Origin of the sequence: Clostridium brassicae (assembly GCF_026738875.1) — a bacterium.
Taxonomy (GTDB): domain Bacteria; phylum Bacillota; class Clostridia; order Clostridiales; family Clostridiaceae; genus Clostridium_H; species Clostridium_H brassicae.
Genome location: NZ_JAPQFJ010000017.1, coordinates 16,650 through 29,545 on the forward strand (window position 1 = coordinate 16,650; position 12,896 = coordinate 29,545).

The 12,896-nt window shown below is 28.0% G+C and carries 11 protein-coding genes; all 11 read left to right on the top strand.

What is annotated here, in order from left to right; translation table 11 throughout:
• Positions 1 to 43: 43 nt before the first annotated feature.
• The 11 genes from OW729_RS14740 (at position 44) to OW729_RS14790 (ending at position 12,881) form a co-directional block, all read left to right on the top strand.
• Entirely contained in the window at positions 44 to 1,459 is a 1,416-nt protein-coding gene (locus OW729_RS14740) for a PTS fructose transporter subunit IIC (protein WP_268062313.1), read from the top strand.
• A gap of 28 nt (positions 1,460 to 1,487) precedes the next feature.
• Positions 1,488 to 1,934 (top strand): PTS sugar transporter subunit IIA, encoded by a 447-nt coding sequence (locus OW729_RS14745; RefSeq protein ID WP_268062314.1) that lies wholly within the window; start codon positions 1,488 to 1,490, stop codon positions 1,932 to 1,934.
• 346 nt (positions 1,935 to 2,280) lie between these two features.
• Complete coding sequence (locus tag OW729_RS14750) at positions 2,281 to 2,706, top strand: MarR family winged helix-turn-helix transcriptional regulator (protein ID WP_268062315.1); 426 nt, start codon at positions 2,281 to 2,283, stop codon at positions 2,704 to 2,706.
• A gap of 8 nt (positions 2,707 to 2,714) precedes the next feature.
• Positions 2,715 to 3,107, top strand: coding sequence for an HsmA family protein (locus OW729_RS14755; protein WP_268062316.1), 393 nt, complete (start codon positions 2,715 to 2,717; stop codon positions 3,105 to 3,107).
• Positions 3,108 to 3,598: 491 nt separating this feature from the next.
• On the top strand, positions 3,599 to 4,777 hold the full coding sequence (locus OW729_RS14760) for an SAM-dependent methyltransferase (protein ID WP_268062317.1): 1,179 nt from the start codon (positions 3,599 to 3,601) through the stop codon (positions 4,775 to 4,777).
• Between the two features lie 774 nt (positions 4,778 to 5,551).
• Complete coding sequence (locus OW729_RS14765) at positions 5,552 to 6,253, top strand: response regulator transcription factor (protein WP_268062318.1); 702 nt, start codon at positions 5,552 to 5,554, stop codon at positions 6,251 to 6,253.
• A 1-nt stretch (position 6,254) separates the two neighbouring features.
• The gene (locus tag OW729_RS14770) at positions 6,255 to 7,628 is read left to right on the top strand and encodes a sensor histidine kinase (protein ID WP_268062319.1); all 1,374 of its coding nucleotides are present in this window, start codon (positions 6,255 to 6,257) and stop codon (positions 7,626 to 7,628) included.
• Between the two features lie 211 nt (positions 7,629 to 7,839).
• On the top strand, positions 7,840 to 8,304 hold the full coding sequence (locus tag OW729_RS14775) for a hypothetical protein (protein WP_268062320.1): 465 nt from the start codon (positions 7,840 to 7,842) through the stop codon (positions 8,302 to 8,304).
• A 159-nt stretch (positions 8,305 to 8,463) separates the two neighbouring features.
• The gene (locus OW729_RS14780; RefSeq protein ID WP_268062321.1) at positions 8,464 to 10,314 is read left to right on the top strand and encodes a glycosyl hydrolase family 18 protein; all 1,851 of its coding nucleotides are present in this window, start codon (positions 8,464 to 8,466) and stop codon (positions 10,312 to 10,314) included.
• A gap of 503 nt (positions 10,315 to 10,817) precedes the next feature.
• Positions 10,818 to 11,507, top strand: coding sequence for a response regulator transcription factor (locus OW729_RS14785; protein WP_268062322.1), 690 nt, complete (start codon positions 10,818 to 10,820; stop codon positions 11,505 to 11,507).
• On the top strand, positions 11,508 to 12,881 hold the full coding sequence (locus tag OW729_RS14790) for a sensor histidine kinase (protein WP_268062323.1): 1,374 nt from the start codon (positions 11,508 to 11,510) through the stop codon (positions 12,879 to 12,881). It abuts the gene before it with no gap.
• Positions 12,882 to 12,896 lie beyond the last annotated feature (15 nt).

A 12,896-nucleotide genomic window follows, 5' to 3' on the forward strand; every position in this document is an offset into this window, starting at 1 on the left:
AGCATATAGAAAAATTAATTTTATAGGTGGGGGAGATGAGAATATGAAATTATTAGCAGTAACATCATGTCCAGTTGGCATTGCTCATACTTATATAGCAGCAGAAAAACTAAATAAGATGGCAGAAAAAATGGGAGTAGAAATCAAAGTTGAAACTCAAGGATCAACTGGTGCAGAAAATGTAATAACAGAGGAGGATATTAAAGAAGCAGATGGTATAATTATTGCAGCAGATAAAGCAGTTAGTTTAGAAAGATTTGCAGGAATGGCAATGATAGAGTGTCCAATAGCTAAAGCTATAAAAGAACCAAATACTTTAATCCAAATGTTCTTAGATGGAAAAGTAGAAAAGAAAAAAGTAAAAACTATGAAGAGTGTTGATGAAGCTAAAACGGAATTAAAAGCTAAGCAACCTGGTTTTTATAAACACTTAATGGGTGGCGTTTCATATATGATTCCAGTTGTAGTTGTTGCAGGATTATTGATAGCAATAGCATTAGCATTTGGAGGGCAACCGACTAAATCGGGGCTTGTAATACCAGATGATTCAATATGGAAGAAGGTAGAAATGATTGGTGGAGCGGGATTTACATTTATGGTACCAGTGCTTTCTGGATTTATTGCTTACTCAATAGCTGATAGACCAGGTTTAGCGCCAGGATTAATTGGAGGATATATAGCAGTAAATGGTTCTTTCTATGGATCAGAAGCAAATGCCGGATTTTTAGGTGGTATAATAACAGGTTTTTTAGCAGGATATGTGGCTAAAGCATTAAAATCAATTAAAGTTCCAAATATAATTAAACCAATAATGCCAATAATTATAATACCAATAATATCAACCCTAGTAACAGGATTAGCATTTATATTAATTTTAGGAGGACCAATAACCGCAATATTTGAAGGATTAACTAAATTCTTAGCTGGGTTATCAGGAGCAAGTTCAATAGTGTTAGCTACTATATTAGGTGCTATGATTGCATTTGATATGGGTGGTCCAGTAAATAAAACAGCATTTTTATTTGGAGTTTCAATGATAACTGCAGGTAATCCAGAAATAATGGGTCCAATAGCAGCAGCAGTAGCAATTCCACCAATAGGAATGGGTATTGCAACATTTATAGGTAAAAAGTATTACAGTGAAGATGAAGCTGATGCTGGTAAGGCAGCATTTGCAATGGGGCTTTGTGGAATAACAGAAGGGGCAATTCCTTTTGCATCAATGGATCCTATAAGAGTTATACCTTCACTAATAGTAGGTTCAGTAGTTGGGGCTAATATAGCTGTATTAGGAAAAGTTGCAGATAGAGTACCTCATGGAGGACCAATAGTTGCTTTAATGGGAGGGATTGATAGCATAATAATGTTTTTGGTGGCAATAGTAGTAGGATCAATAATAACAGCTTTAATGGTTAATGCTTTAAAAGGAATAAAAATGAAGAAGAATAAAATGGCTTAATTAGTGCATATTTAAAGGAGACATAAAAATGAGTAAACTATTTGATGTAAAGTACATGGATTTAGATTTAGAAACAACTGAAAAATTTGAAACGATAAAACATTTATCCAATTTAATTAGTGAAAGACTAATAGACTTAGATAAATATGTGGAAGATGTTAAAGCAAGAGAATCAATGTCAACAACTGGAATAGGAGATGGTGTAGCAATACCACATGCAAAATCAACATGGGTCAAAGAACCAACAGTTGTTGTAGGGAAAAGCTCTAAAGGAATAGATTGGAAAAGCTTAGACGATGAGCCTGTAAATATAGTATTTTTAATAGCTGTCCCAGAAGGAGAGGGAAATGAACATCTTAAGATTCTCCAAACATTAGCTGTGAGTCTAATGGATGATGAGTTTAAAGAAAAGATACAAAATGCAACAGATAAGAAGAGAATAGAAGAGTTATTAATTAAAAAAACAAATAGTTAATTGATTTTAAAAGTCTCTAACTTGTAAAGGGTTGGAGACTTTTTTGTATACCTATTTTATAAATTTGAATTCCAAATATTGTTTGTTGACAATTTTCATTGATTAGAATAAAATAGTTCGCATAGAAACTATTTTGTTTGCGTGCAAACTATTTTACATATAATGATGGGAGATGAGATTATGAATAATAAAAAAAATCTCATATTTAAAGTAAAAAAGAGAACTTTACTATTAGTAGGAGGAGTAGTTTGGGGAGGGATTTGCAGGACTGTTTTTCTTAATAAGTTCATTAAAATTTGAAAATATTAAATTAAAGTACAGAAATTAAAATTGGAGGAAATTTGATATGAAATACGATTCATTTGAAATAGCAATGCTTATAAAAGAAATATATGCAAGCACAATGGGAATAGTTAGTGATAATTTAAAAGATAGTGGGTTTACTCATCAGCAAATTATGGTTATTAAATTAATTGCACATAATGGACAGGTTAATATATCTCAATTATGTGATGAAATGTTTTTAGCCAAGGGAACTGTATCTGGTATAGTGACAAGATTAGAAAGTGCTGGATATGTGAAAAAAATTAAAAATGAAAATGACAAAAGGAATACTTATGTTACATTTTCAGATAAAGGATTAAAATTTGCAAAGGAATTTAGAGAAGAAATCAACAAAAGCTTTGATAAAATATTTAGTAATTTTACAGATGAAGAAATAATGGAATTAAAAAATAACTTATTAAAAATAAAAAATAAAATCAAAGGATGAAATTAAAAATGGATGGAAAATTAATTTTTGCAATTATTACAATAACTTTAGCTCTAGTATTTTATACTGTAGGTGTGTGGTCTGAAAGAAAATCAAATACATTAAAAAAATGGCATGTAATCACATTTTGGGCAGGGCTAGTTTTTGACACTACTGGTACATTAACTATGGGTAGAATTGCAGATTTAGGCGGTATACAAAAATCTATCACTGAACTTGCCATACATGGAATAACAGGGTCATTAGCCATAATATTAATGTTATTTCATGCACTATGGGCAACAAAGGTATTATATCGGAATGATGAAACTAAAAAAGCTACATTTCATAAATTTAGTATAACGGTATGGTTTATTTGGTTGATTCCTTATTTTGTTGGAATGGTTATAGGAATGTCTTAATTTATATAAGTGGAGTTTTGATGTATAGTTTTTAATTGATAAAATTGCATAATTATACAAGTACATAACTTTATGCAATTTCTTCAATTATGTAATTTACTACTATTTACTATAGCAACTAAGGCTATACTCATTAACAAAATACTTAATGTTTTTTTCATGTTGTTCACTCCTTTTCTATATACAAGTGTAAAGGAGTAGTGTCTCATAGTTTTCTATTAGTTGTTACAAAGTTGTAAACTGTTAGTAAAGTTGATATGAGTAGGATTTAACTTAGAGTTTTCTTCTGTTTACTTTAAAAAACTCCTTTATTATACCTAAAATGGAAATTGACCATTTGTTTTATAATATTTACTATAAATATATAGTTTAGGAAATTACATAATTAAAAACTAAATTTCAATGGAGATATAAGGTTTGGAAATTATGCAAATTTCTTAGGTAAATACAGAGGTTAACTCTTCTATAAAAGTACTTAAGGAGATGTAATAATGGAAAAATTATTTTTGAAAAAATTTTTAAAAAGCATATTCTCAGACACCTTTGAAGTACAATTCTGGGATGGAACTACTGAAAAGTTTGGTGAAGGCGATACGAAATTTAAGATACTAATAAATGAACGTTTATCTAAAAGTGATATTTTAAGAGATCCATTTTTAACTTTTGGTGAAGCATATATGAATAATGCTATAGATTTTGAAGGTAATATTCAACAAATTATAGAGTCTATATATAGAAATAAAGATAGTTTTCTACACAAAGCCTCTATATTTGCAAAATTATATAGAATCACTCCACACTCTATAAAAAATAGTAAAGAGGATATACAATATCATTATGATTTAGGAAATGATTTTTATAAATTATGGCTAGATGAAACTATGAGCTATTCTTGCTCTTATTTTAAGTCACCTGAGGACTCACTATATGAAGCTCAACTAAATAAAGTTGCTTATATTTTAAAAAAGTTAAATTTACATCCAGGACAAAGGTTATTAGATATAGGTTGTGGATGGGGAGAGCTTATAATAGATGCTGCGAAAAAATATGGAGTTAAAGCGCTTGGAATAACTTTAAGTAATGAACAATTTAATAAAGTAAATGAACGAATAAAAGAAAATAATCTTGAAAATCAAGTGGAAGTTAGATTGATGGATTATAGAGAATTATTAAAAACAGGAGAAAAATTTCATAGAATTGTCAGTGTAGGTATGATAGAACATGTTGGTCGAAAAAATATACCTATTTATATGAACAATGTAAGTGAATTATTAGAAGAAAATGGAATTTCTTTACTCCATTGTATAACAGCTCAAGTAGAAGGAGAAGCTAATGAATGGATTAAAAGATACATATTCCCTGGTGGATATATACCATCTATAAGGGAGTTGGTTTATAATATGGCAGAAAATGATTTACATTTAGTAGATTTAGAAAGCTTACGTCTACATTATTGTAAAACCCTAGAATGTTGGGCTAAAAACTTTGAAAATTGCTTGGATAAAGTTAGAAAAATGGGATTTGATGATAATTTCATTAGGATGTGGAGATTATATCTAAATTCTTGCGCTGCTTCATTCCACTATGGAGTAGTAGATTTACATCAATTCTTATTTACAAAAGGACTAAATAATGAAATACCTATAACAAGAGAGTATTTATATAAATAAATATAGTTTTGTATAGCCTTATTAAATGAGGAATTTGAATAAGTTACAAACTGTATAGCGAAATGCAAGTTTCATTATTCACTATTAACAAAAGAATAGTAAAGACACCCTTTTTATGTTTGATTTAATTACTTAGCTATTATTAAAAGGGAGTCTTTTTCTATTTTTTGATTCAAAATATTCTATATTAATTGCATACTAATTATAAATTTATAGTTAATAATAAATATAATTTATAAAATTGAGAATAATTAAGAGGCACATTTTTCCCTATTATAGAGAAAAAATGTGCCTTTGCTTATGACTACATTAAGGATATCATACAGTCAACATTAGGTTAAAACATAGCTAAAAAATTAATTAAGAAGTATGAAAATAAATATGGAAAAGCGGAGGTGTGAGGTGTGGTATGTCATAGAAGCAAAGCCAGGTGTAAAATTGATTCTTGAAACGAAGAATTGTTCTAAAGAATAATTTGAAAAGGCCATTAGAGAAGAAAAGAGTGAGGAATATTTAAATACTGTGGAAGTTAAAAATTGAAGGCTCTATTTTTTATGCATAAAGAAAATTCGTACCTGAATTAGAATTATTAGAAATCTACATAATTATTACATAATTTATTGATAAAATTAAGCAGTGAGAGAATGAAAACTTTGAAAAAGCCAAAAAAATATCAGCTAGGGATTAATTTCTCTAGCTTTTATTATAAAAATAAGTAAGTTAATCATAATAGAATTAAAGGGGAAATTTTTTAACTATAGAAGAGGTGAAAATATGGAGGAAATAAAAAGAATACTAGTTGTAGATGATGAAGAAAAAATTTTAGAAGTAGTAAAAGCTTATTTAAATAAAGAAAAATTTCAAGTTGTAACTGCTAAAGATGGTGAGAAGGCGCTAAAGTTATTTAAAAATGAAGAGTTTCATTTAATTATATTAGATTTAATGTTACCCAAAATTTCAGGAGAGAAAGTATGCAATAGAATTAGGGCAGTTTCGGATATACCTATAATTATGCTTACTGCCAAAGTTGATGAGGATGATAAAATTGAAGGGTTAGCCATAGGAGCAGATGACTACGTAACAAAGCCTTTTAGTGCTAGAGAATTAGTAGGAAGGGTTAGAGCTTTACTAAGAAGAGCTTATCGTGACAAAAATCCAATGGCAGAATATTTGATTTTTAATAATGGGGATTTAGAGATTGATATAAAAAGAATGAAAGTAAAGAAAAAAGGAGAGTATGTATTTTTAACTCCAAAAGAATTTAAAGTTCTTGTGGCATTATTAACTAACCCATGTCAAGTGTTTACACGAGAGCAGTTAGTTATAAAAGCTTTTGGTATAGAATACGAAGGGTTTGATAGAAATATTGATACTTATATAAAAAACATTAGAAAGAAGATAGAAGAAAATTCAAAAGAGCATAAATACATATCCACTGTTTATGGTGTTGGATATAAATTTGAAGGAGAGCAATAAAATGACTCTAGTAAAGAGACTATCGTTAGGAGTTTTACTTGCTATAACAATTTCTATATCAATAACTGGTTTGATTTCAAATTACATGATTGATAAAAAATTTGATCAGTACTTAGTTGATGAGCACGAAACTAAGGTTAATAAAATAAGGTCAATTATTTCAGAATTATATAGTGAACAAAATGGTTTTTCAGATTTAAATACATCAGAAATCTTTAGATATGCTGCGCTAGAAGATTTATATATAGAGGTTAGAGATAAATTTAATAAACGTATTTTAGCTACAGATACTATGAATCTTTATCATAAAAAAATGATGGAATCTATGATGCCTAACACTTCTAATTTAAAGTTAGGTGAATATATAGAAGAAATATATGATTTAAATAAAAATGGAAGTAAGATTGGCACTATTATAATTGGATACTTTGGAGTATCAAATTTAACTTCAGGAGGGTTAGAATTTAAGTATACATTGAATAAATCCTTCTTTGTATCAATTTTTATAGCACTAATTATAGGATTATGTATAAGTATTGTTATTGCTAAACAATTGGCAACGCCATTAGTGAAAATAACAGAAGCCTCGAATGAAATGAGACATGGAAATTTAGAGGCACGTGTTAATATAAAAACAAATACTAAAGAAATAGGTGAGTTATCAAATTCTATAAATTATTTAGCAGAAACTTTACAGCAGCAGGATAGATTACGTAAAAGACTTACATCAGATATGGCCCATGAAATTAGAACGCCTCTTACAACTTTAAAAACTCATATAGAAGCATTGATAGACGGAATATGGGAGCCTACTAAGGAGAGATTTGAAAGTTATTATGAAGAGATTGAAAGAATGATAAAGTTAGTTGAAAACTTAAGGAACATTGCTAGATTAGAAGAAACAAACCTGAATTTAAATAAAACAAAATTTAATATATCTAGTGAAATAGAAAAGGTAATAGAATCATTCAGACCATCATTTCATAAGAAAGGAGCACAAATTATTTCTAAAGTAGTTCCAAACTCATATGTTAAAATGGACAGAGATAAGTTAAAGCAGATTATGTATAATTTAATTTCAAATGCCTATAGGTTTATAGATGATGAAGGAACTGTTAAAGTATCACTAAAACATATAAAAGAATATTTGGTTATTGAAGTTAAGGATAATGGTTTAGGTATTTCAGAAGAAAACCTACCTCATATATTTGAAAGATTTTATAGAAGTGATGTGTCAAGAAATAAGGAAACTGGTGGTACAGGAATTGGATTAACCATAACAAAAGCATTTGTAGAGGCACACGGAGGTATTATAGATGTTAAAAGTAAACTAGGAAATGGAACTGTATTTACAATTAAATTTCCAAAGAACTGATTTATGTATAGATATGAAGATTTTAATAGTTAAGCTTATGTACTTTTAGTGGTAAATTATTTTGTAAGAAAACATTTTAGTAAAAATAATATTCTAAATATAATCTCCTTAATTGCTCCATAATTCTTTACTATAATGAAATTGTAAAAAAGAGACACACAATAATTAGAATAATAGAATATCAAAAATAATATTTTAGGAGGTACAGATTATGAATAAAAAATTTGTAGTATTAATGCTATCAGGAATATTGACTGTAGGAGGTTTAACAACAAGTTTGGTTTACGCTAATACTGTTAATAGTACTAATAATAATATAAAGAGTACACAAGTGCTAAAAAATAAAATTGAAAAGGATGAAGTTGAAAAAGATAAAATTGAAAAAGAAGAAAACAAAACATTTAATGATATGAAAAATATTATGACAAAAAATAGATATGAAAACATGGTTGATTATATGAAAAATAATGATTATGAGGCTATGAATAGATTTATGGATAATATGACAGATGAAGATTATCAAAATATGATTGAATTTATGAGGAAAAATGGTTATGAAAATATGGCTGATATGATGGAAGGTATTAGTAGAGAAGAAATGATAGAAATGCATGAGTCTATGGGTGGTTCTGTAGGATGTAATTCAGGTAATTTCAATATGATGAGTGATTCATAGTTATAATAAGTTATATCAAATATAGAGGATATTTTTCCCTCTGTTAAACAGATTCATAAAATTTTTAAAAATAAATATTATAAAAAAATCTATATTTAGAAATAAAATAAAAAAATCATCATATTATTGTACTGTACAAATAAAATAGGAGGGTACAGTATGATAAAAAATCAATTAATGAAATTAGTAGCAGGTTTTATGGCAGCTACATTCTCATTATCTCTTTTTACAACAAAGGTACAAGCAAAGAACATTGAAGATAAAAATACTAGAAATGAAGTTAGAGAAATCGTTAGCAAGGATTTAAAAAGAAAATTAATTGGATATTTTCCAGAATGGGCATATAAGAGCGAGGCTCAAGGGTATTTTAATGTAACCAATTTGCAATGGGACTCTTTAACTCATATTCAATATTCATTTGCAATGGTGGATCCATCTACAAATAAAATCAAATTAGGGGACGAACATGCAGCATTAGAAGAAGATTTTAAAAATTATGATTTGTCATATAAAGGGAAAAAGATAGAATTAGATTCTAATCTTCCATACAAAGGACATTTTAATCTACTACAAACTATGAAAAAACAGTATCCTAATGTTAATTTACTTATATCGGTAGGTGGATGGGCTGGAAGTAGAGGGTTTTATACAATGATAGACACAGATGAAGGAATTAATACATTTGCAGATTCTTGTGTTGATTTTATAAGAAAGTATAATTTTGATGGTGTTGATATTGATTTTGAATATCCATCTTCAACAAGTCAGTCAGGAAATCCAGCAGACTTTGATTTGTCCGAGCCTAGAAGAGCTAAATTGAATGAAAGATATAATATATTCATGAAAACATTGAGAGAAAAAATAGATATAGCTTCTAAGAAGGATAATAAAGACTATCTATTATCAGCTGCGGTTACAGCATCACCTTGGGTACTTGGTGGGGTTAAAGACAACACATATGCTAAATATTTAGATTTTTTAAGTGTTATGTCCTATGACTATCATGGTGGATGGAATGAATATGTGGAAAATTTAGCAGGGATCTATCCAGATCCAGCAGACAGGGAAACTGCTACTCAAATTATGCCAACACTTTGTATGGATTGGGCTTATAGATATTACAGAGGTGTTTTACCACCTGAAAAAATATTAATGGGAATACCATACTATACTAGAGGATGGGAGAATGTACAGGGAGGTAAAAACGGACTTCATGGATCAAGCAAAACTCCTGCAACTGGTAAGTATAATGTTTGGGGAGATGATTTAGACAATGATGGGAAGTTGGATCCAGCAGGGGCTAATCCATTATGGCATGTATTAAACCTTATGGAAAAAGACCCTAACTTAAAAGTATATTGGGATGATGTAGAGAAGGTTCCATATGTTTGGCAAAATCAAGAAAAAGTTTTCTTATCTTTTGAAAATGAAAAGTCTATTGATGAAAGATTAGCATATATCAAAAATAAAAATCTTGGTGGAGCTTTGATTTGGGTTATGAATGGTGATTATGGATTAAATCCTAACTACGTTGAAGGTTCAAGTGACATAAATAAGGGAAAATATACATTTGGAGATACTTTAACTAAGAGATTAAGTAATGGTTTAACTAATATGGGGTCATGTAATAAAACACCAGATGATTCTAATAATTCTTTAGAACCTCTAAATGTTTCGGTAAATTTTGATGGTAGTTATGATCACCCAAATTATACTTATAGTATAAAGGTTACAAATTATACAGATAAAGAAATCAAAGGCGGTTGGGAAGTATCCTTTGACTTACCAAAATCAGCATTATATAAATCTTCTTGGGGAGGACAGTATACTTTAAAAGATAATGGAGATTTTACAACAGTTACAATAAAATCTGGTAACTGGCAGAATATTAGCCCTGGTGCCACTGTTACAATTCAAGGAATGATAGGACTATGTTTTTCAGATGTTAGGAATATCACATTTAACGGAATGAATCCTGTAGGAGACAAAAAAATCACACAACAAAAATAATAAAGAGTCTATACTAAAATGAATTTTATACACAATATACGAAAGTAATATATGCTAAACAATGTAGTATCTTCATAAAGCCTTCAAAATATTTTGATATGATTGGGGTGTAAATTGATAATATGAAGAGGAAATACAAATGAAAAATAAATTTTTAGTATTAATTATTGGAGCTGGGATATTAGGAGCATCCTCTTTTACAGCATTTGCTACAAGGGGACACAAATACGAACAATGAATCTAATAATATATCTAATACCGAAGTGCAACCATGTTGTATACAAAATGCACAATGTTGTGTACAAGGAGCTTCATGTTGTAGATAATAATAAAAACATATTCTCTTTCTATTTGGAGAATATGTTTTTTATATGCTATATAAAATTATAAAATATGAGATAAACTATAATAATGGTTTAGTAAATTGTATAATTAAAATTAGATATATCATTTTAAAATTATTGAATTTTTTAATTAATAAATATATTTTAAGGGGAAACAAAATGAATAATAGTATTTTAGTTATTGAAGATGAAAAGAGTGTAGCAGATGTAATAGAAGCTTATTTAAAAAAAGAAGGTTATAAAGTTTATTGCACTTATAAAGGAATTGAGGCGATGGAAATATTTAAATCTAAAGAATTTAAGTTAGTAATTTTAGATTTAATGCTTCCAGATATAAGTGGTGAAGAAGTATGCAAAAGGATAAGAAGTATTTCAAATGTTAATATATTTATGCTTACAGCAAAGGGGACATTGACAGACAGAATTGAAGGATTAAATATGGGGGCAGATGAATATTTAGTAAAACCTTTTAGTCCAAGAGAACTTACAGCTAGAGTAAATGCTTTATTTAGAAGGTTAAATTCAGAGGTTAAATATGATAAATTAGTGTTTAATAATGGGGATTTAACAATTGATAAGAGTGCTAGAGAGGTTAAAGTAGAAGGAGAGCAAGTAAATTTAACACCGAATGAATTTGATATTTTGTATACTCTTGCTGTAAATAAAGGAAAAGTGCTAACAAGAGAACAGCTTATAGAAAAAGTATTTTCATCAGATTTTGATGGATTTGATAGAACCGTTGATGCACATATAAAAAATATAAGAAAAAAAATAGAAGAGGATTCTAAAAATCCTAAATATATAACTACTATTATAAAAGTAGGATATAAATTTATTGGAGAAAATTAAATGATAACAATTAGAAAAAAAGTCACTATATTATTAATTTCATGTTCTATCATAGGAATTTTTTTAGCTTCTATTATTGTTAATTTAACAGTAAATAATAAATTCAATAAATATGTATCAGATATACAAGATAAAAGGAATTTAAGAATTGTTGAATACTTTGAACAAGTATATAAGAAAGATGGAAAATGGACAACAAATTCAGGGGTCGAAGTTATGCATGAAGCTTATATGGGTAACTATTGTGTAACTTTATATGATAGTAATAGAAATGTAGTATGGGGAATGAATCCTAATGATATTAAATATAAAGAAAGTTTACAACATATGAAAAGTAAAGATAAAGGTGTTTATGAAACTAAAAATTTTCAAATAAAAAATAATGGAAAAATTGTTGGATATATAAGTGTTGGACAATATACGTCAGTACTATTTTCAGAAGAAGATTTAACATTTAAATATGATATTAATAAAGGAATTATTGCAAGTGGCTTATTTACTGTATTGATAATATTTTTAATAAGTATATATTTTTCAAAGCAATTTTCCAAACCTGTTAAAGAAGTTGCTAATATGTCTATGAAATTGTCAAGAGGAGATTTTAAATTTCGATCTACTACTAAAAGTAATATTGAAGAGCTAGAAAATTTAAGAACTAGTATTAATATATTAGGAGAAAAACTTAAATACCAAGATATGCTAAGAAGGAGATTATTATCAGATGTGTCTCATGAAATTAGAACTCCCTTAAATGTATTACAAAATAATTTAGAAGCTATGGTGGATGGGATTTTTCCAATAACTACTGAACGATTAAAATATCTTAATGATGAAGTTATTAGATTTACCAATTTACTTGGAAGTTTAGATATTCTTAAAGAATTTGAATGTAAAAGTATAAAGCTTAATTTTGAAAAAATTGATCTTAATGAAATTATATTATCTATTTGTGATGAGTTCAACATGATAGCTAAAAATAAAAACATTGATATAATTTGTGATGTAAAAAAAGATAAGAACTATGAGACTATAGGTGATAGAGATAAATTAAAACAGGTGTTTATAAATGTAATATCTAATGCTATTAAATTTAATAAAATCAATGGTTTTGTAAGAGTTAAATTATTTAAATATAAAGGAAATATAGTCGTAGAAATTAAGGATAATGGGGGAGGCATTAGTGAAGAAGATAAACCTTTTATATTCGAAAGGCTATATAGAGGAGATAAAAGTAGAAATGATATAGAAGGTAAGGGGATAGGATTAACTATTGTAAAAAATATAGTGGAATTACATTCCGGATATGTACATGTAGAAAGTAAAGAAAGTGAAGGTACAAAATTCACAATAATATTGAGTGCTTACACTAATTAATAATTATCTAAGATT

What these genes read in the sequence shown, in the direction of transcription:
- OW729_RS14740 (WP_268062313.1), top strand. Translation starts at nt 44, where the DNA reads ATGAAATTATTAGCAGTAACATCATGTCCAGTTGGCATTGCTCATACT.
- OW729_RS14745 (WP_268062314.1), top strand. Translation starts at nt 1,488, where the DNA reads ATGAGTAAACTATTTGATGTAAAGTACATGGATTTAGATTTAGAAACA.
- OW729_RS14750 (WP_268062315.1), top strand. Translation starts at nt 2,281, where the DNA reads ATGAAATACGATTCATTTGAAATAGCAATGCTTATAAAAGAAATATAT.
- OW729_RS14755 (WP_268062316.1), top strand. Translation starts at nt 2,715, where the DNA reads ATGGATGGAAAATTAATTTTTGCAATTATTACAATAACTTTAGCTCTA.
- OW729_RS14760 (WP_268062317.1), top strand. Translation starts at nt 3,599, where the DNA reads ATGGAAAAATTATTTTTGAAAAAATTTTTAAAAAGCATATTCTCAGAC.
- OW729_RS14765 (WP_268062318.1), top strand. Translation starts at nt 5,552, where the DNA reads ATGGAGGAAATAAAAAGAATACTAGTTGTAGATGATGAAGAAAAAATT.
- OW729_RS14770 (WP_268062319.1), top strand. Translation starts at nt 6,255, where the DNA reads ATGACTCTAGTAAAGAGACTATCGTTAGGAGTTTTACTTGCTATAACA.
- OW729_RS14775 (WP_268062320.1), top strand. Translation starts at nt 7,840, where the DNA reads ATGAATAAAAAATTTGTAGTATTAATGCTATCAGGAATATTGACTGTA.
- OW729_RS14780 (WP_268062321.1), top strand. Translation starts at nt 8,464, where the DNA reads ATGATAAAAAATCAATTAATGAAATTAGTAGCAGGTTTTATGGCAGCT.
- OW729_RS14785 (WP_268062322.1), top strand. Translation starts at nt 10,818, where the DNA reads ATGAATAATAGTATTTTAGTTATTGAAGATGAAAAGAGTGTAGCAGAT.
- OW729_RS14790 (WP_268062323.1), top strand. Translation starts at nt 11,508, where the DNA reads ATGATAACAATTAGAAAAAAAGTCACTATATTATTAATTTCATGTTCT.